Here is a 17,003-nt window from a genome sequence, read left to right on the forward strand (position 1 = left end):
TGGTCAGTACGGCCACCCCACGAAGGCCAGGAACGCCCCGGCCGATAGGGGAGCGTAGAGACAGGACGTGGCGTAGAACTGGGCCGACCAGTCGCCGACCCGGACGTGGCTGAAGGTCGCGCAGACCCAGAACAGGATCAGCCCGAAGGCGGCGATCGCCCCGATGCCGGGTACGCCGAGCAGCCCGGCGAGCAGCCCCGCCGCTCCGGCGATCTTCAGCGCCCCGATCGGGAACACCGTCCAGGACTCCGGGACGCCGATCGTGGCCAGGTTCTGCCGGATACTCTTCACGACCCGCTCGGGGCGAGCCACCCACAGCACACCGGACATCGCATTCATCGCGACGGCCACCACTACGACCACCAGTCCCCACGTCGTCATCGTTGCTCCGTTCGTCTCGGCGGATGCCGGATCTCGTCACCGCCGATGTCCCGACGACGTAGCCGCCGAGAAGGTCAGGCGGCCCGCCGACCGCACGTTCCGACAGGGTGTCTCGTCGGGTGGGTGACGGTAGGAGCGACCGAGGGAGCAGCCACGACCATGACCACGGAGTCCGAGCCCGGGCAGGGCCCGACCGATCCGGTCCTGCAGGTGCTCGTCAGCGAGCGGCGCCAGGTGATCAGCGTCGCCTACCGGCTCCTCGGCTCCCTGGCCGACGCCGAGGACGTCGTCCAGGAGACGTACGCGCGCTGGTACGCCATGACCCCGGAGCAGCAGGAGGCCATCGACGTCCCGGGTGCCTGGCTGACGAAGGTGGCCGGGCGCATCTGCCTCGACCTGCTCAAGTCCGCGCGGTCCCGGCGGGAGCGGTACGTGGGCGAATGGATCCCGGAACCACTGCCCGGAGGCACGGAGTGGATCAGCGGGTCGTCCGGCGGAGCCGCGGACGACCCCGCCGAGCGAGTCAGCCTCGACGAGTCGATCACGATGGCCTTCCTCGTGGTGCTCGACTCGATGACACCGGCCGAGCGGGTCGCCTTCGTCCTGCACGACGTCTTCCGCTACTCGTTCGTGGACGTCGCCGAGATCGTGGGCCGTACGCCGGGGGCATGCCGGCAGCTCGCCTCCTCGGCCCGTCGCCGCCTGCACACCTCGCGGGCTCCTGCGGGTCCGGCGGCCCAGCAGGCCGGCATCGTCCGGAAGTTCAGGCAGGCCTGGGAGGCCAAGGACATCGACGCCCTCGTCGGACTCCTCGACCCCGACGCCACGGTGATCGCCGACGGCGGCGGCCTCGTCAGCACGGTGCTCCGCCCGGTCGAGGGCAGCGAGCAGATCGCGCGCTACATCGTCGCTCTGGCCGAGCGGGTGCCCGGCCTGACGGTCCTGGAACGCGTGGTCAACGGCCGGCCGGGCCTGGTGGCTCAGCGGGACGGCGTGACGGTCACGGTGGCGGCGTTCCACGTCGAGGGCGACCGGATCACGCGCATCTGGACGGTGCGCAACCCCGACAAGCTCGGGCCCTGGAGGGGTGCACAGTCGCTCTCGTGATCCTTCCTGCGGCCGGCGAGCCGGGTCGAGCCGTCGATGTCGGTGTCCCGGCGTAGCGTGCGTCCCATGGCCGACACCGATCCCGAGATGCTCATCACCGACGCCGCGGCGTGGCGCACCTGGCTCGACGAGCACGAGGGGACGTCGGACGGCGTCTGGCTGGTCCTTGCGAGGAAGGGCAAGGACTCCGCGACGAGCCTGACCCGCGACCAGGCACTCGAGGAGGCGCTGTGCAGCGGCTGGATCGACGCCCAGGCGCTCAGCCGGGACGACACCACCACGTTGCAGCGGTACTGCCCCCGCCGGTCCCGCAGCCGCTGGTCGGCGCGGAACGTGCGTATCGCGGACCGCCTGGTCGCCGAGGGGCGGATGCGTCCGCGCGGTCAGGAGGAGATGGAGAAGGCGAAGGCCGACGGGCGCTGGGAAGCCGCCTACGAGGTCAACAGCAACTTCGAGGTGCCGCCCGACCTTGCCGAGGCGCTCGCGGCGAGCCCCCGCGCCGCGGCGATGTTCGAGATCCTCACGGCGCAGAACCGGTTCGCGATCCTGTTCCGGGTCACGGGGGTCAAGAAGGCGGAGACCCGCGCCCGCAACATCACCAAGTTCGTCGAGATGCTGGAGCGCGGCGAGACGCCGCATCCGCAGAAGCGGAAGCTGGAAGCCTGACGGTGGGGAGCGGTACCCGGACGACTTTCGAGACATGTCGGACCGGTGTACGGGCGGTGCACCTTTCGTGCGGCGCGTGAGCACGTCAGCGGTGTGCCGATGTGCTCCCCTAGGGTCGTATCCGTGTCGCAGACCGAGGAGACAAGCGTGACGTCCAACCAGACCACCGCGCCGCCCATCGACAAGTCGGGCGCTGTCCCACCAGCCATCCAGGCGGCCGCCTCATGGTCCTGGCGCATGCTCCTCATCGGTGCGTTCGTGGCCGCCGCGCTCTGGCTCATCACGCTCCTGAAGACGATCGTGATCCCGGTGGCGGTGGCCCTGCTGCTCACGATCATGCTGACGCCGTTCCGCCGCCTGCTGAACGAGCGGCTGCGCGTGCCGCGCGGGCTGTCCGCGGGGCTCTCGCTGATCGGTCTGGTCGTCGTGGTCGCCGGCCTGATCACGCTGGCCGGGCAGTCGATCGCCAACGGGTTCGCCGACCTGCGGACCCAGGCCATCAGCGGCTTCAACGAGCTGTGGACACAGCTGTCGGTGACGTTCGGGCTCGAGAACGAGCTGCGGAGCTACAGCCAGGACATCCTCGACCAGCTCGAGACGCAGCAGAGCGCGATCGTGAGCGGCGTCTTCGGTGCCGCCGCCACGGCGGGCAGCGTGCTGGTCGGGGCGTTGATCGCGCTGTTCTGCACGTTCTTCTTCCTGCACGACCCGCGGGGCATCTGGGGCTGGCTCGTGGGCCTGCTGCCGCAGTCCTCCCGGGAACGCGTCAACCAGGCCGGCCGGCGCGGGGCCGTCACGCTCGCCGCCTACACCCGCACGCAGATCCTCGTCGCCGCGGTGGACGCCGTCGGTATCGGGATCGGCGCGGTGTTCTTCGTCCCGTCGCTCGCCCTGCCGATCAGCATCCTGGTGTTCGTCGGTTCGTTCGTGCCGGTGGTCGGTGCCATCGTGACGGGTGCCATCGCCGTCGTCGTGGTCCTCGTGTCGAACGGCTGGGTCGCCGCACTCATCATGCTCGGTGTGGTGCTGCTGGTGCAGCAGATCGAGTCGCACGCGCTGCAGCCGTTCCTCATGGGCCAGGCCGTCTCGCTGCACCCGGTCGCCGTGATCCTCGCCGTGGCCGCCGGGTCGTACGCCGCCGGCATCGTCGGTGCCCTGTTCGCGGTGCCGCTCGCGGCCGTGCTGAACACCGTGATCCTCTACCTCAACGGGCACGACAAGTTCCCCGAGCTCGGTGACGAGGACGCCTTGCCCATCCGGTGGCGAGCGGCCGACGCGCCGCCGATCCCGCTCCGGCTGCGGCGCGGCACCGGCGTGGTGGCCGAGGCGGCCGCCGAGGACGTCGGCGTCGACGAGGACACCTCGGGCCGGGGCGCTTCAGAGGGTGATCAGAAGCGCTGAACGTGCATCCGGCGGCTGAGTCGGGCAACATGCCCGCTGTGCCCCTGGATCCGTTCGACCTGGAGTCGTACGGCGGCCACCTCACGGTGTCCGCCGACGACGCCCGTGCCGCCGCAGCGATGCTCGACGGCGTCATCACCCGTACCCCCATCACCGAGAGCCGCGCGCTCTCCACCATCGCCGGCACGAAGGTGCTGCTCAAGTGCGAGAACTTGCAGCGCGCCGGCTCGTTCAAGGTGCGCGGCGCATACGTGCGCCTCGCGCGTCTGTCGGCCGCCGAGCGGGAGCGCGGGGTCGTCGCCGCCTCCGCCGGGAACCACGCGCAAGGCGTGGCGGTAGCCGCGGGGATGCTCGGCATCGACACGGTCGTCTACATGCCGGTCGACGCCGCCCTGCCCAAGGTCGCCGCGACCCGTGGCTACGGGGCGGAGGTGCGGATGGTGGGCTCGTCGGTGGACGAGGCGCTCGCCGCCGCACGCGTCGAGGCCGCCCGTTCCGGGCGCGTGCTCATCCACCCGTTCGACCACGTGGACGTTGTGGCGGGCCAGGGCACCGTCGCCCTGGAGATCCTGGAGCAGGTGCCGGACGTCGCCACCGTCGTCGTGCCGCTGGGCGGTGGCGGTCTCGTGGCCGGCATCGCCGCGGTCCTGGCCGAGGCCGCACCGCACGTGAAGGTGGTGGGCGTGCAGGCGGCGTCGGCCGCCGCGTACCCGGGCTCGCTGGAGGCCGGCAAGCCGCTGGCGGGAACGCTCGGTTCCACCATGGCCGACGGCATCGCCGTCGGGCTGCCCGGCGACGTGCCGTTCGGGATCGTGCAGAAGGAAGGCGTCGAGGTCCGGACCGTCACCGAGGACCAGCTCTCGCGTGGTCTCCTCGCGGTGCTCGAGCGCTCGAAGCTGATGGTCGAGCCCGCCGGCGCGGCAGCGGTCGCCGGCATCATGGCCGCCGGACCCGGCGCGTTCAAGGGCCCGATCGTCGCGGTGCTGTCGGGCGGGAACATCGACCCCCTGGTGCTGCTGCGTGTGGTGCAGCACGGCCTCGTGGCCGCCGGGCGGTACCTGAAGCTGCAGGTGCGGCTGATGGACAAGCCGGGCGCTCTCGCCCGGCTCGTGGAGACCATCGCCGCCGCGGGCGCCAACATCGTCGCCGTCGACCACACGCGGACCGACGTCTCGCTGGCGGTGTCCGAGGTGCGGGTCAACCTGCAGCTCGAGACCAAGGGCGCCGACCACCGCACCGCCGTCGTCGAACGCCTGGAGTCCGAGGGCTACGAGGTCATCGCGAACTGATCGGTGTCCGGGTGTCGTGCCGGCGCGCTCCCGTTCGTCGTCAGGGTGACGCGGCAGACCGGCCGCGGGACCATGACACCGGGGACCGCCCCGGAAGGGAGCACGCCATGCGCTATCTCATGCTCGTCCTGTCCACCCCCGACGCCCCGGCCGACCCGGGGAACGTGCCCGAGATCGAGGACTGGGTGCGGGACACCTACGGCACCGGCCGCGCAATCCTCGGCGACCGGCTGCGCCCGCCCGCCGACGCCGTCGGCGTGCAGGTCCGTACCGGTGAGGTGGTCGTCACCGACGGCCCGTTCTCGGAGACCAAAGAGGTGATCGCGGGCTTCGACATCCTGGAGGCGCCCGACCTCGACGAGGCGATCAGGATCGCCGCGGCCCATCCGATGGCGCACACCGGCGCGGTCGAGCTGCGCCCCTTCTGGCCGCTGGAGCTCGACAGCGACGCCACGGCCACGGAGCCCGGGGCAGAGGAGCGCTGATGCGCTACCTCATGCTCGTCCTCGAGCCGGACGAACCCGACCGGGCGCCGACGCCGGAGACCGAGACCTGGGTCGCGGAGCAGGATGCCTCCGGCGCACGCGTCCTGGGCTCGCGGCTGCGCCCGGGTGCCGACGTCCGCCGGGTGACCGTGCGAGACGGGGAGACCGTCGTGACGGACGGGCCCTTCTCGGAGTCCAAGGAGGTCATCGGCGGGTTCGACATCATCGAGGCGGCGAGTCTCCAGGAGGCGCTCGCGATAGCTGCCGCGTCCCCGGGGGCGCGGGATGCGCTGGTCGAGGTCCACCCGTTCTGGCCCACGGAACCGTGACCGACGTCGGGCAGGCCGTCACCGCTGCCTTCCGCGACGAGTGGGGCCGCGTGCTCGCGGCCGTGGCGCGCAGCACCGGCGACCTCGACCTCGCCGAGGACTGCACGCAGGAGGCGTTCGCCGTCGCGCTGCGCACCTGGCAGCGCGACGGCGTGCCCGACCGTCCGGGCGCGTGGCTCACCACGACGGCGCGCAACCGCGCGCTGGACCGGCTCCGGCGGCGCAAGGTCGAGGCGGAGAAGGTGGCGGTGTCCGCGCGGCTGACCGAGCGGCTCGACCAGGCGGTCGCCGACCCGGTCGCCGAGGCGGCGGACGCCCTGGACGGCGACGGCTGGGCCGGTGTCGAACCGGAGGATCCCGACGGCGACCTGCTGCGCCTCGTCTTCACCTGCTGTCACCCCGCGCTGCCGCTGGAGGGACGCGTGGCGCTCACCCTGCGGTCCCTCACCGGCATGACGACGGCGCAGGTCGCGCGGGCCTTCCTCGTGCCGGAGACCACCATGGCCCAGCGCCTGACCCGGGCCAAGCGCAAGATCCGGAGCACCGGTATCGCGTTCCGCGTGCCGCCGCCCGAGCTGCTGCACGAGCGGGTCTCGGCGGTCCTCGCCGTGCTGTACGTGCTGTTCACCGAGGGCTACGACGCGTGGGCGGAGCCTGCAGAGGACGGCGCGGGCGCCACGGCCCGCCGCGCCCTGGCGGACGACGCGATCCGCGTCGCCCGGCTGGTCGCGCGCCTCCTGCCCGACGAGCCCGAGGCGCGGGGACTGCTCGCGCTGCTGCTGCTCCAGCACGCACGGCGGCAGGCCCGTCTGGGCCCCGCACCCGATGGGCTGCCGCGCACGCTCGAGGAGCAGGACCGGTCGCTCTGGCGGCGCGACGAGATCGCCGAGGGGCTGGCCGTGCTCGACGACGCGCTCGCGGCACGTCGCGCCGGCCCGTACCAGGTACAGGCGGCGATCGCCGCGCTGCACGCCCGGGCGACCGCCGCTGACACGACGGACTGGGCGGAGATCGAGGCCCTCTACGACGTCCTGGTGGACATGACGCGCTCGCCGGTCGTCGAGCTCAACCGGGCGGTCGCCGTGGGGATGTCGCGGGGGCCCGAGGCCGGTCTGGCCGTGCTCGACGGCGTCGCGTCAGCCCCCGAGCTGACCGCGTACCACCTGCTCCCCGCGATGCGGGCGGACCTGTTGCGGCGTGCGGGCCGGTCCGCGGAGGCAGCGGCGGAGTACCGGCGGGCGCTCGACCAGGTCGACCGGGAGGGTGACCGGAAGCTCCTCGAGCGCCGGCTCGCGGACCTCACACACGCCGACGGGCCTGCCGGACGTCCAGGTCACAAGGGTGATCCGGCCGTCTGACAGGCCCGGGCTCGTTCAGGCTTCTCGGCCTTGGCTGTCAGCCTCGACTGTCAGCCCTGACTGTCAGCCCTGGAAGGGCTTGGCGCCCGTGATCTCCACGGGGATGTCGCGCCCGTTCGGGGCGTGGTAGCTCGTCTTCGCGCCTATCGACTTTCCGTCGATCGCTGCGCCCAGCGGCGACGTCGGCGAGTAGACGTCGAGGTCCGTGGACCCTGCCATCTCGCGCGAGCCGAAGAGGAAGTTCATCTCGTCGCCCGCGACGATTGCGGTCACGACCATGCCCGGCTCGACCTTGCCGTCGTCCGCGGGAGTGCCGACCTGGACGTTACGGAGCTTTTCGGTGAGCTCGAGAATGCGCAGCTCGTTCTTTCCCTGCTCCTCGCGCGCGGCGTGGTACCCGCCGTTCTCCTTGAGGTCGCCCTCGTCGCGAGCAGCGGCGATGCGCTCGGTGATCTCCGCCCGGTAGGGGCCGGAGAGATGCTCCAGCTCAGCCTTGAGCTTGTCGTGCGCCTCCTGGGTGAGCCAGGTGACAGAAGCGTCGGCCACGGGGGCTCTCCTTTCGTCGTTGCTCGATCGAGCCACAGTTACGGCAGCGCGGCGGGCCCGGCCGACGGAGCGGATCGGGCACGCGCGTCAGCCGGTCAACACAGCGTGTGAAACGACGAGAATACCAATTCCCGGGAAAGACTTGCCAAGACAATCCCTGTTTCCGCTCTGAGCGGACGGGGTATCTATTCTGAGCCGCTGGCCTCAGCGCAGGTCACAGTGGTCGACGATGCCTGTGGTCGCGAGCTCCGTCGTGGCTACGGTCACCGTGTGTCGCGTCGTGCGCGCCTCGTCCGGGCCCACCTCGACGTCGACCGCGCCGACCTCCGCGTAGTTCCTGCTCAGCGCGGTCACCGTGCACACGGCCTCGGTGCCGGGGGGCATGCTGACCTCGAACGTGACGTCCACCGCTTCGGCGCTCGTCACCGAGAACCCGACGTCGGCGAAGGTCACGGGGTCGCGCTGGGTGTCGACGATCGTGAACCACGCGGCGATCGCGACACCGGCGGCGAGGGCCAGGGTCACAGCGATCCGGGCGCCCACCGAGAGCTTCGGGCGGGGGCGGATGTCGTCGTCCTCGTCCCACGGGTCGTCCTCGCCGCGTTGCGTGGGTATCCGCGGCGTCCCGGGCCTTGCACGGCCGTAGCGCTCGGCGAGGCCCGGTGCCTGCGGGTGCGCGGTGCCGGTCGGGGCGGCGGGGTCAGGGTCGGTCATCACGGCTCGCTCGGTTCGAGGTGTCAGTGGTTCGTAGCAAGATTGTCCCTGGACCATCATGGTCCATGAGAGTCGCTGTTCGAGAACGATTGTCCCAGTACTTATCCCACACAGGAGGACCCAGTGTCCGTACCCGAGCGCGAGCCGCTCCGTCTGATGGCGGTGCACGCGCACCCGGACGACGAGTCGAGCAAGGGCGCCGCGACGACGGCCCGCTACGCCGCAGAAGGGGTCGAGGTCCTCGTCGTGACGTGTACCGGTGGCGAACGGGGCGACATCCTGAACCCGTCCTTCGAGGTTCCCGAGGGCCACGAGTTCGAGTCGATAGAGGGCCGCCGCGCGGTCCGCCGGCTGGAGATGGCCCGGGCGGCCGAGGCGATGGGTGTACGTCAGCAGTGGCTGGGCTTCGTGGACTCGGGCCTGCCCGAGGGTGACCCGCTGCCCCCGCTGCCCGAGGGCTGCTTCGCGCTCGTCCCCCTGGAGGAGGCGGCCGCACCGCTGGTGCAGGCGGTCCGGGAGTTCCGCCCGCACGTCATCACCACCTACGACCCGTCGGGCGGCTACCCGCACCCCGACCACATCAAGTGCCACGAGGTGTCGTTCGAGGCGTTCCACGCGGCGGGGGACCCGGAGCGCTACCCGGGCACGGGTGAGCCGTGGGAGCCGCTCAAGCTCTACTACAACCACGGCTTCTCGATGAAGCGCATCCGCGCGGTGCACGAGGCGATGGAAGGTGCCGGGCTCGAGTCGCCCTTCGGCGACTGGGTCGAGTCCCGCGACGCACGGGAGATCCCCGAGCGTCAGGTCACCACGCTGGTCCCCGTCGCCGACTTCTTCCCGAACCGGGACGCCGCCCTGACGGCGCACGCCTCGCAGATCGACCCCAAGGGCTTCTTCTTCGCGGTGCCGCGCGACCTCGAGGTCGACGTGTGGCCCTGGGACGAGTACGAGCTCGCGGAGTCCCGCGTGCCGCTGCCCGAGCGTGCCGATGGTGAGTACGAGCAGGACCTGTTCGAGGGTGTCCGGTCGGAGGTCCCCGCATGAGCCCGCTGATCACCGGAGCGATAGCCTTCGCGACCGAACCGTCGCCGAACCCCACCGAGGGCAGGCTCCGCCCGGGCCTGGAGGAGTGGCAGGTCTCGCCGGGGCTCATCGGCTTCGTCGTCACCTTCGCGCTCGCGATCGCGTGCGTGCTGCTGTTCCTGAACATGAGCAAGCACCTGCGCCGTGCGGGCCACAACGCGCGCGAGCAGGGCCTGCCGGTCCCGGTCCCGCAGGTCGTCAGCTTCCGCCGGTCGGAGGACGACGCCCGTGACACCGACGCCCGTGACAGCAAGGCAGAGCAGGGCGAAGGTTCCGAGGCGCCCAGCACACCCGACGCGTCCGGCTCGTCGCCCGGTTCCTCCGGCAGCAGCAGCGGTGGCGGGTCAGGTGACTGACACGGCCGGCACGGCCGGCACCACCGAGCCGGGCGCCCCGGCCGGCGTGGTCCGCGTGACGGTCGCGCAGGTGGCCGTCTCCGACGACCACGGCGCCAACCGCCAGACCGTGCTCGACGCGTTCAAGGTGGCGGCGCGCGCCAAGGCCAACCTCCTGGTGCTGCCGGAGTACGCGTCGGCCTACGATCCGCGCGGCGTCGGGCCGGAGCATGCCGAGCAGCTCGACGGACCGTTCGTCACGCTCCTGTGTGCCCGTGCCCGCAAGCACGCCGTAGCGGTGATCGCGGGCGTCACCCTGCCGGGATCCGACGGTGTCCGCGCGGTGAACGCGCTGGTCGTGGTCGACGACGCCGGCGAGATCGCCGGCGTCTACCGCAAGGTGCACCTGTACGACGCGTTCGGTTACCAGGAGTCGGACCTGCTCGAGCCCGGCCCTGCCGACGCCGAGCCGGTCACCCTGCGTCTTGGCGGGCTCACCTTCGGTGTGCTGACCTGCTACGACCTGCGGTTCCCGGAGTCGGCCCGTCGTCTCGTGGACGCGGGGGCGGACGTGCTCGTGTACCCGGCCGCCTGGGTCGCGGGGCCGCTCAAGGCGGATCACTGGCGCACGCTGCTACAGGCGCGGGCGATCGAGAACACGGCGGTGACGATCGGTGTCGGCATGACCGGCAAGGGCGTCACGGGGCGCACGGTCCTGGTGGGGCCGGACGGCGTCGTGGGGCTGGAGATGGGCGAGGAGCAGGCGTACCGCACGGTCGATCTCGACCCCGCCCCGCTCGCGGCGGTCCGCCGGACCAACCCGTCCCTGGTGAACCGTCGCTACACGGTGGTGCCCACCGGCGCGTGAGGCCCTCTGATCCCGCCCGACCCGGTCCCGCCCGACGAGCGGGACACGAACGCAAGGACGACCCATGGCGGTGTGTGGAAGGCTGACCCGATGCCCGTGACTCTCCGCCGCATGGATGTTCGGCGCCTGCCTGCCTGGCTCGAACGCAGCCGGGACGAGTACGCGAACGACCTGGTCACGGCAGGTCAGACGCCCCAGGATGCCCGTCGGCACGCGGACGAGAGCATGGCCGGCTCGTTCCCCGCCGGTGCGCCGCTGCCGGGGCACGTCGTCTTCGACGTGGTCGATGACGCCGGGGAGGTCGTCGGATACCTCTGGATCGGACCGGACACGAGCGACGACCCCGGCGCCTGGTGGATCTGGGACATCCTGATCGACACCGACAAGCGCGGCCTGGGCCTCGGGCGGAGGACGATGGTCCTCGGCGAGGAGTATGCCCGGGCGCAGGGCGCCCACACCATCGGTCTCAGCGTCTTCGGGTTCAACACCGGCGCGCACGGCCTCTATGAGTCGCTCGGCTACGAGACGACCACGATCAAGATGCACAAGAGGCTCGGCCGGGGCCAGAGCAACTCGTAGCGGCCGCGGGCCGGCCGGAGCCTCAGACCGCGAGGTTGGCCAGGTAGATCGCGACCAGGTGGCACGCGAAGCCGACGACGGTGAGCACGTGGAAGATCTCGTGGAAGCCGAACCAGGCGGGGCTGGGATCGGGCTTCTTGGTGCCGTAGACGATCGCGCCGATCGTGTAGGCCAGGCCGCCCGCCAGGATGAGCCAGACGACGGCGGGGCCGCCGATCGCCCAGAACTGGCCCATGTAGGCGACTGCCACCCAGCCGAGCGCGAGGTAGACCGGTACGTAGACCCAGCGCGGGGCGTTGAGCCAGAACACCCGCGCCAGCAGCCCGAGCAGCGCGCCGCTCCAGACCAGCCAGAGCAGCACCGTGCCCTGGTCGCGAGGCAGGAGCAGGACCGCGAGCGGCGTGTAGGTGCCCGCGATGATCAGGAAGATGTTGGTGTGGTCGAGGCGGCGGAGCACGGCGTCGGTCCGGGGTGACCAGTTGCCGCGGTGGTACACCGCGGACACGCCGAACAGCAGGCAGGCGCTCAGGCCGAATATCGACGCGGAGATCTTGCCCGGCACCGTCGGGGCCAGCACGATCAGCACGATGCTCGCCGCCAGGGCGAGCGGGAACGTGCCCGCGTGGATCCAGCCGCGCAGCCGCGGCTTGATCTTCCGCTCGACCTTCTCGACGGTGGTCGAGACCGAGTCGGAGATGTCGTGCACGACGTCGGAGGCCTTGTCGCGCACGTCGTTCAACTTGCCGTCGAACGTGCCCGCCACGTCGTCCGAGCGGTCCGCCGAGTGGTTCGGCTCGCCCGTAGGTGCTCGCACGCTGCTCTCCTCTGCGTTCGGCAACCGGCGTCCTCGGGGTGCTGGGACGCTACCTACGGTTGCGTAACTTACTCTAGCGTAGGTTAGGTGATCGCCCGCTGGACAAGGGCCTTGTGAAGATACTGCGCCGGGTTGGCGGGAGTCGCCCGTCCGGCGTCCCAGAAGGGTCTCCGTGCGCAGGAACGCGCGCGTTCGAGAGGTACCTTTGTCCACGTCCTGCCGGGTTCCACCCAGCGCCAGAACTTCCGTGCCGCCGCGTCCAGCGGCTCCCACGGCCCGATCCACTGAGGTATTCGTGCGCCTGCCCAGCCCGTTGTACCGCCTCTACGAGCGACGCCTGGCGTTCGCCCTGCACGGCGCGACGCTGCCCCGGCACATCGGCGTGATGCTCGACGGCAACCGCCGTTGGGCACGCTCCTTCGGGGAGACGGCCGCGACGGGGCACCGTCGCGGCGCCGACAAGATCACCGAGTTCCTGGGCTGGGCCGAGTCGCTGGGCATCGAGGTCGTCACGCTGTGGATGCTCTCGACGGACAACCTGAGCCGGTCGGCCGACGAGCTGAGCAACCTCCTCGACATCATCGAGGACGCGGTGTCGGACCTCGCGGAGTCGGGCCGCTGGCGCCTGCGCGTCATCGGCCGGCTCGACCTGCTGCCCGCGCGCCTGGCCTCCGCGCTCCGCGCGGCCGCCGACCGGACCGCCGGCGTGAAGGGCCTCCAGGTCAACGTGGCGATCGGCTACGGCGGCCGCACGGAGATCGCTGACGCCGTCCGCAGCTACCTCACCGAGCGCGCGAAGGACGGGGCTACGCTCGCGGACCTCGCCGAGTCGATAGACGTCGAGCACATCGCGGAGCACCTGTACACCAAGGGGCAGCCGGACCCGGAGCTGGTCATCCGGACCTCGGGCGAGCAGCGCATCGGCGGGTTCCTGATGTGGCAGAGCCAGCACACCGAGTTCTACTTCTGCGAGGCGTACTGGCCGGCGTTCCGGCGGGTGGACTTCCTGCGCGCGCTGCGCGACTTCTCCCTGCGGGAACGTCGTCTCGGACGCTGATCGAGGCCGGTCCGGACGCCTGTCGAGAGGGGTCTCGCAGGTCCTCTGGACAGTTCTCCGTATGGTGAAATTCGCCACCACAGACTGAGGTAGGTAACTGAAAGTTCAGTCGGGTAGCGTGCCCTGGATGACGAGGAGGGTGCGCTGATGACCGAGCGACGTGTGCCGTCGGCTCGCGAGGCCGCCGAGGCGTGGGAGTCGCTGTTCCGCGCACAGGTGACAGTGATGCGCCGGCTCCTGGCGGACGACATCTGGGGCGATCTCAGCATGCGCGAGTACGACGTGCTGTTCACGCTCGCCTCCGGCCCCGGCGAGACGTTGCGCCTGCGTGAGCTCAACGAGAACATCCTCATGGCCCAGTCGTCCCTCTCGCGCATGGTGGAGCGGCTCGAGAAGCGCGGCCTGGTCCGCAGGCACCCGGCGCCGGACGACGGGCGAGGCGTCCTGGTGAGCCTGACCCCGGAAGGTGCCGCCACCCAGAAGGAGCTCGGGCGGCGCCACGTCCGGTCGATAGCGCACTACGTGACCCCCGCGATGGACGCAGAGGACCTGATGCGGCTGCGTGAGCTGACGGAGATGCTGCGGTCGGCCCAGACGGACATCGACGACTTCTGAGCAGCTCGCGGGCCACCTCGTAGGCCGGCTCGCAGGCGGGTGCTCAGGCCGAACGCGCCTGGTGCCGGAGCGCCTCCACCACCACCCGCACCGCCGCCCGGTCCATGGTGGTGTGCCGCACCACCAGGTGGATGTCCCGGCGGGGCGGGTCCGTGAGGTCCAGTGTGTGCACGGCATACCGGTCGTGGACGGCGAGCAGGGGCAGCAGCGTGACCGAGAGCCCCGCCTCGACATGGCTGAGCAGCGTGCCGTGGCTCTCGAACCGGGCAACGGTCCGCGGTGTGAACCCCGCCCGCCGGCAGAGGCGTTCGGCCAGGTCGGCGAGGTGGGCCCCGGGGTGCTCGAACGCCCAGGGCTCGTTCGCGAGGGTGGCCAGGTCGACCCGCCCCGAGCGTGCGCCGGTGGCCGTGTCCCGCGCCGTCACGAGTACCACGCGGTCGCCCGTCAGGGGCATGCGCGTGAGGTCGGTGTCGGGAGGGACAGGGGCGTCCGGGAAGTCCGCGCAGACGGCGACGTCCACCTCGCCGCGCTGCAGCGCGGGCCGGCTGACCAGGGGCTCCGCCTCGGTGAGCTCCACGGTGATGCGGGGGTGCTCCTCGGCGAGGGCGGCGACCGCCGGCACGACGATGCCGTGGAAGGCGCTCGTGAAGGCGGCCAGCCGCACCACGCCGGTGGGTTCGGACCGCAGGCCCGCGATGTCCGCCTCGGCGGCGGCGATCCGGTCGAGGATGTCCGACGCGTGGCCCGAGAGCGTGACGCCCGCGGGCGTGAGCCGGATGCGTCGGCCGACGCGCTCGAAGAGCTGCGCCTTCGCCTCGGTCTCCAGCGTCGCGAGCTGCTGGGAGACGCTCGACGGGCTCATCCGGGCCGCCTCCGCGACGGCGCGCACGGTGCCGAGCAGGTGCAGCTGGTGCAGGAGGCGCAGTCGCCAGGGGTTCAGCATCCGCCCATTCTTGTGCACAACTGTCGAACAATCTATTCGGGAACGTGTCCTGGACCCGCACACCCGACCGTGATTACCGTCACCTTATGAACGTCGGCGTCCCCACAGAGATCAAGAACAACGAGAGCCGGGTCGCGCTCACGCCCGCCGGCACCCACGAGCTGGTCCGGCGCGGCCATGAGGTGCTCGTGCAGGCCGGCGCCGGGCTGGGTTCCGGCTTCGACGACGACACGTACCGGCTCGCCGGCGCACGGATCGCCGACACCGCCGAGGAGGTGTGGGGCAGCGTCGACCTCCTGGTCAAGGTCAAGGAGCCGATCGAGCCCGAGTACACGCTCATGCGGCCCGACCTGACCCTCTTCACCTACCTCCACCTCGCCGCGTCCGCGCCGTGCACCGACGCACTGCTGGCAGCGGGCACCACCGCCGTCGCGTACGAGACCGTCCAGCTCCCCGACCGCTCCCTCCCGCTGCTCAGCCCCATGAGCGAGGTCGCCGGCCGGCTGTCCGCACAGGTCGGGGCCTACCACCTGATGCGGCCCCAGGGCGGCACCGGGGTGCTGATGGGCGGAGTCGCCGGCACGCCGAAGGCCAAGGTCGTCGTCATCGGCGGCGGCGTGGCAGGCGAGCACGCCGCGGCCAACGCGCTGGGCATGGGCGCCGACGTCACGGTGCTGGACGTCTCCATCCCGCGGCTGCGCCAGCTCGAGGTGCAGTTCGGCGGGGCGCTGGACACCCGGGCGTCCACCGCGTACGAGGTGGCCGAACAGGTGGAGACCGCCGACCTGGTGATCGGCTCGGTCCTGATCCCCGGCGCCGCCGCGCCGAAGCTCGTCACGGACGCCATGGTCAAGGCCATGAAGCCTGGCGCACTGCTCGTCGACATCGCCATCGACCAGGGCGGCTGCTTCGAGCACTCGCACCCCACCACGCACGACGCCCCGACCTTCGCGGTGCACGACACCCTCTACTACTGCGTGGCGAACATGCCCGGCGCCGTACCCGTGACGGCGACGCGGGCCCTGACCAACGCGACGCTGCCGTATGTCGCGGCGCTCGCGGACAAGGGCTGGCGGGACGCGATGCGCGCCGACGCGGCGCTCGCCCAGGGGCTCAGCACGCACGCCGGGCAGATCACGAACGCGGGCGTGGCGGAGGCGTTCGGCGCCCAGGCGGTACCAGTGGCCGAAATCCTGTCCGACTGAGCGTCCCGACCGCCTACGATCGGCGCGTGGAGCCGCTGCACGTCGTTGTCTGCCCCGACTCGTTCAAGGGCAGCCTGTCCGCTGCCGAGGTCGCGTCCGCCGTCGCCGACGGGGTGCTGGACGCCGCCCCGGACGCCGTCGTGACCTGCCTGCCCATGGCCGACGGCGGTGAGGGCACGCTCGACGCGCTGCTCGCCGCCTGGGGCGGGGAACCGCTGACCGTCGCGACGGTGGACGCGATAGGCCGTCCGTCGACCGCCCGGTGGGCGGTGTCGCCGGACGGACGGACCGCCGTCGTCGAGCTCGCCGAGGCCAGCGGCCTGCCGGGTGTCTCCGACGCGCCGCTCCAGCCGCTGCACGCGAGCACCCGCGGCACCGGGGACGTCGCGCGGGCCGCGCTCGACTCCGGCGTCGCGGAGATCCTCCTTTGCCTGGGGGGCTCGGCCTCCACGGACGGCGGCTCGGGCATCCTGACCGGGCTGGGCGCCCGTCTCCTCGACGCGGACGGCCGGCAGGTGCCCGACGGCGGGGAGGGGCTGGCCTCCGTCGCGTCCCTCGACCTGTCCGGACTGCACCCGCGGGCGCGCGAGGTGCGCTGGCGCCTCGCCGTCGACGTCACGAACCCGCTGGTGGGCGAGCACGGCGCAGCGCGGGTGTTCGGTCCGCAGAAGGGCGCACGCGACGGGGTGGCGGAGTACCTCGACGACGCACTGCGGCACTGGTCGGAGGTCCTGGAGCGCGAGACGGGCGTCGCCGTTGCCGAGCTCCCCGGCACGGGCGCCGCCGGTGGCGTGCCCGCCGGGCTGATCGCCGTGCTCGGCGCCGAGAACACCCCCGGCGCCGTGCTCGTCGCCGAGGCGGTGGGCCTGCCCGCCGCGCTCGCCTCCGCCGACCTGGTGATCACAGGGGAGGGGTCCTTCGACTCCCAGTCCGTGAACGGCAAGGTGGCCGACGGCGTCGCGCGGCTCGCCGCGGCGTCACCCACCCGGCCGCCGGTCGTGGTCGTGGCGGGTCAGGTGCTGCTTCCCGAGGCGCTGGCCCGCGCCTCAGGCATCACCGCCGCGTTCTCGATCGCCCCCGGGCCGGTCGAGCTGGACGACCTGATCGCCCGCACCGCGCCGCGTCTGCGCGAGCTCGGCGCCGCCGTCACGAACCTGGTCGGCGCCGTCCGCCGCTAGCACCCGCCGCGTGCGGAGCCACATCGCCGCCACGACGGACGCGACCACCT

At 71.8% G+C, this 17,003-nt stretch carries 20 protein-coding genes; 15 read left to right on the forward strand and 5 right to left on the reverse strand.

What is annotated here, in order from left to right; genetic code table 11:
* Positions 1 to 3: 3 nt before the first annotated feature.
* Positions 4 to 381, reverse strand: coding sequence for a DoxX family protein (locus ACNYC2_RS02580; RefSeq protein ID WP_419705551.1), 378 nt, complete (start codon positions 379 to 381; stop codon positions 4 to 6).
* Positions 382 to 540: 159 nt separating this feature from the next.
* On the opposite strand from ACNYC2_RS02580, the gene sigJ reads away from it, so the two are divergent.
* The 7 genes from sigJ to ACNYC2_RS02615 all read left to right on the forward strand — a co-directional run bounded on the left by sigJ (position 541) and on the right by ACNYC2_RS02615 (position 7,016).
* Positions 541 to 1,488 carry an RNA polymerase sigma factor SigJ gene (gene sigJ, locus ACNYC2_RS02585; protein ID WP_419705552.1) on the forward strand — a complete coding sequence of 316 codons (948 nt, stop codon included), beginning with the start codon at positions 541 to 543 and terminating at the stop codon, positions 1,486 to 1,488.
* 66 nt (positions 1,489 to 1,554) lie between these two features.
* Positions 1,555 to 2,154, forward strand: a complete 600-nt coding sequence (locus ACNYC2_RS02590; protein WP_419705553.1) for a YdeI/OmpD-associated family protein — start codon at positions 1,555 to 1,557, stop codon at positions 2,152 to 2,154.
* Positions 2,155 to 2,301: 147 nt separating this feature from the next.
* Positions 2,302 to 3,555, forward strand: coding sequence for an AI-2E family transporter (locus tag ACNYC2_RS02595; protein ID WP_419705554.1), 1,254 nt, complete (start codon positions 2,302 to 2,304; stop codon positions 3,553 to 3,555).
* A 29-nt stretch (positions 3,556 to 3,584) separates the two neighbouring features.
* Positions 3,585 to 4,844: a threonine ammonia-lyase gene (gene ilvA, locus ACNYC2_RS02600; RefSeq protein ID WP_419705555.1), complete on the forward strand. Its 1,260-nt coding sequence runs from the start codon at positions 3,585 to 3,587 to the stop codon at positions 4,842 to 4,844.
* A gap of 107 nt (positions 4,845 to 4,951) precedes the next feature.
* Positions 4,952 to 5,329 (forward strand): YciI family protein, encoded by a 378-nt coding sequence (locus tag ACNYC2_RS02605; RefSeq protein ID WP_419705556.1) that lies wholly within the window; start codon positions 4,952 to 4,954, stop codon positions 5,327 to 5,329.
* Positions 5,329 to 5,658: a YciI family protein gene (locus ACNYC2_RS02610; RefSeq protein ID WP_419705557.1), complete on the forward strand. Its 330-nt coding sequence runs from the start codon at positions 5,329 to 5,331 to the stop codon at positions 5,656 to 5,658. Before ACNYC2_RS02605 ends, ACNYC2_RS02610 begins: the two co-directional genes overlap by 1 nt.
* Positions 5,655 to 7,016, forward strand: a complete 1,362-nt coding sequence (locus tag ACNYC2_RS02615) for an RNA polymerase sigma factor (protein ID WP_419705558.1) — start codon at positions 5,655 to 5,657, stop codon at positions 7,014 to 7,016. Before ACNYC2_RS02610 ends, ACNYC2_RS02615 begins: the two co-directional genes overlap by 4 nt.
* A 63-nt stretch (positions 7,017 to 7,079) precedes the next feature.
* Here the strand turns inward: ACNYC2_RS02615 and greA are convergent, their stop codons facing one another.
* Positions 7,080 to 7,562, reverse strand: a complete 483-nt coding sequence (gene greA, locus ACNYC2_RS02620; protein WP_357454871.1) for a transcription elongation factor GreA — start codon at positions 7,560 to 7,562, stop codon at positions 7,080 to 7,082.
* 204 nt (positions 7,563 to 7,766) lie between these two features.
* The gene (locus ACNYC2_RS02625) at positions 7,767 to 8,276 is read right to left on the reverse strand and encodes a DUF4307 domain-containing protein (protein WP_419705559.1); all 510 of its coding nucleotides are present in this window, start codon (positions 8,274 to 8,276) and stop codon (positions 7,767 to 7,769) included.
* A gap of 156 nt (positions 8,277 to 8,432) precedes the next feature.
* On the opposite strand from ACNYC2_RS02625, the gene mca reads away from it, so the two are divergent.
* The 4 genes from mca to ACNYC2_RS02645 all read left to right on the forward strand — a co-directional run bounded on the left by mca (position 8,433) and on the right by ACNYC2_RS02645 (position 11,141).
* A complete protein-coding gene (gene mca, locus ACNYC2_RS02630; RefSeq protein ID WP_419707757.1) occupies positions 8,433 to 9,320 on the forward strand; it encodes a mycothiol conjugate amidase Mca in 888 nt (295 codons plus the stop codon).
* Entirely contained in the window at positions 9,317 to 9,715 is a 399-nt protein-coding gene (locus ACNYC2_RS02635; RefSeq protein ID WP_419705560.1) for a hypothetical protein, read from the forward strand. Before mca ends, ACNYC2_RS02635 begins: the two co-directional genes overlap by 4 nt.
* On the forward strand, positions 9,708 to 10,562 hold the full coding sequence (locus ACNYC2_RS02640) for a carbon-nitrogen hydrolase family protein (RefSeq protein ID WP_419705561.1): 855 nt from the start codon (positions 9,708 to 9,710) through the stop codon (positions 10,560 to 10,562). Before ACNYC2_RS02635 ends, ACNYC2_RS02640 begins: the two co-directional genes overlap by 8 nt.
* Positions 10,563 to 10,652: 90 nt before the next feature.
* The gene (locus ACNYC2_RS02645; RefSeq protein ID WP_419705562.1) at positions 10,653 to 11,141 is read left to right on the forward strand and encodes an N-acetyltransferase family protein; all 489 of its coding nucleotides are present in this window, start codon (positions 10,653 to 10,655) and stop codon (positions 11,139 to 11,141) included.
* A 22-nt stretch (positions 11,142 to 11,163) separates the two neighbouring features.
* Here ACNYC2_RS02645 and trhA read toward each other — a convergent pair whose 3' ends face one another.
* On the reverse strand, positions 11,164 to 11,880 hold the full coding sequence (trhA, locus tag ACNYC2_RS02650; RefSeq protein WP_419707758.1) for a PAQR family membrane homeostasis protein TrhA: 717 nt from the start codon (positions 11,878 to 11,880) through the stop codon (positions 11,164 to 11,166).
* Between the two features lie 370 nt (positions 11,881 to 12,250).
* Between trhA and ACNYC2_RS02655 the strand changes: the two genes are divergently transcribed.
* A complete protein-coding gene (locus ACNYC2_RS02655; RefSeq protein WP_116676796.1) occupies positions 12,251 to 13,012 on the forward strand; it encodes an isoprenyl transferase in 762 nt (253 codons plus the stop codon).
* A gap of 147 nt (positions 13,013 to 13,159) precedes the next feature.
* Positions 13,160 to 13,627: a MarR family winged helix-turn-helix transcriptional regulator gene (locus ACNYC2_RS02660; protein ID WP_419705563.1), complete on the forward strand. Its 468-nt coding sequence runs from the start codon at positions 13,160 to 13,162 to the stop codon at positions 13,625 to 13,627.
* 43 nt (positions 13,628 to 13,670) lie between these two features.
* Here the strand turns inward: ACNYC2_RS02660 and ACNYC2_RS02665 are convergent, their stop codons facing one another.
* Positions 13,671 to 14,570, reverse strand: a complete 900-nt coding sequence (locus tag ACNYC2_RS02665) for a LysR family transcriptional regulator (protein WP_419705564.1) — start codon at positions 14,568 to 14,570, stop codon at positions 13,671 to 13,673.
* An 86-nt stretch (positions 14,571 to 14,656) separates the two neighbouring features.
* Between ACNYC2_RS02665 and ald the strand changes: the two genes are divergently transcribed.
* Both ald and ACNYC2_RS02675 read left to right on the forward strand, forming a co-directional pair.
* The gene (gene ald, locus ACNYC2_RS02670) at positions 14,657 to 15,775 is read left to right on the forward strand and encodes an alanine dehydrogenase (protein WP_419705565.1); all 1,119 of its coding nucleotides are present in this window, start codon (positions 14,657 to 14,659) and stop codon (positions 15,773 to 15,775) included.
* Positions 15,776 to 15,801: 26 nt separating this feature from the next.
* On the forward strand, positions 15,802 to 16,953 hold the full coding sequence (locus ACNYC2_RS02675) for a glycerate kinase (protein WP_419705566.1): 1,152 nt from the start codon (positions 15,802 to 15,804) through the stop codon (positions 16,951 to 16,953).
* Positions 16,954 to 17,003: the final 50 nt, after the last annotated feature.

The sequence above is a fragment of the Promicromonospora sp. NFX87 genome (assembly GCF_048564965.1).
GTDB lineage: Bacteria > Actinomycetota > Actinomycetes > Actinomycetales > Cellulomonadaceae > Promicromonospora.

What these genes read in the sequence shown, in the direction of transcription:
- ACNYC2_RS02645 (WP_419705562.1), top strand. Translation starts at nt 10,653, where the DNA reads ATGCCCGTGACTCTCCGCCGCATGGATGTTCGGCGCCTGCCTGCCTGG.
- ACNYC2_RS02660 (WP_419705563.1), top strand. Translation starts at nt 13,160, where the DNA reads ATGACCGAGCGACGTGTGCCGTCGGCTCGCGAGGCCGCCGAGGCGTGG.
- ACNYC2_RS02590 (WP_419705553.1), top strand. Translation starts at nt 1,555, where the DNA reads ATGGCCGACACCGATCCCGAGATGCTCATCACCGACGCCGCGGCGTGG.
- sigJ (WP_419705552.1), top strand. Translation starts at nt 541, where the DNA reads ATGACCACGGAGTCCGAGCCCGGGCAGGGCCCGACCGATCCGGTCCTG.
- mca (WP_419707757.1), top strand. Translation starts at nt 8,433, where the DNA reads ATGGCGGTGCACGCGCACCCGGACGACGAGTCGAGCAAGGGCGCCGCG.
- ilvA (WP_419705555.1), top strand. Translation starts at nt 3,585, where the DNA reads ATGCCCGCTGTGCCCCTGGATCCGTTCGACCTGGAGTCGTACGGCGGC.
- ACNYC2_RS02610 (WP_419705557.1), top strand. Translation starts at nt 5,329, where the DNA reads ATGCGCTACCTCATGCTCGTCCTCGAGCCGGACGAACCCGACCGGGCG.
- ACNYC2_RS02605 (WP_419705556.1), top strand. Translation starts at nt 4,952, where the DNA reads ATGCGCTATCTCATGCTCGTCCTGTCCACCCCCGACGCCCCGGCCGAC.
- ACNYC2_RS02625 (WP_419705559.1), bottom strand. Translation starts at nt 8,276, where the DNA reads ATGACCGACCCTGACCCCGCCGCCCCGACCGGCACCGCGCACCCGCAG.
- ald (WP_419705565.1), top strand. Translation starts at nt 14,657, where the DNA reads ATGAACGTCGGCGTCCCCACAGAGATCAAGAACAACGAGAGCCGGGTC.
- ACNYC2_RS02665 (WP_419705564.1), bottom strand. Translation starts at nt 14,570, where the DNA reads ATGCTGAACCCCTGGCGACTGCGCCTCCTGCACCAGCTGCACCTGCTC.
- ACNYC2_RS02635 (WP_419705560.1), top strand. Translation starts at nt 9,317, where the DNA reads ATGAGCCCGCTGATCACCGGAGCGATAGCCTTCGCGACCGAACCGTCG.
- ACNYC2_RS02580 (WP_419705551.1), bottom strand. Translation starts at nt 381, where the DNA reads ATGACGACGTGGGGACTGGTGGTCGTAGTGGTGGCCGTCGCGATGAAT.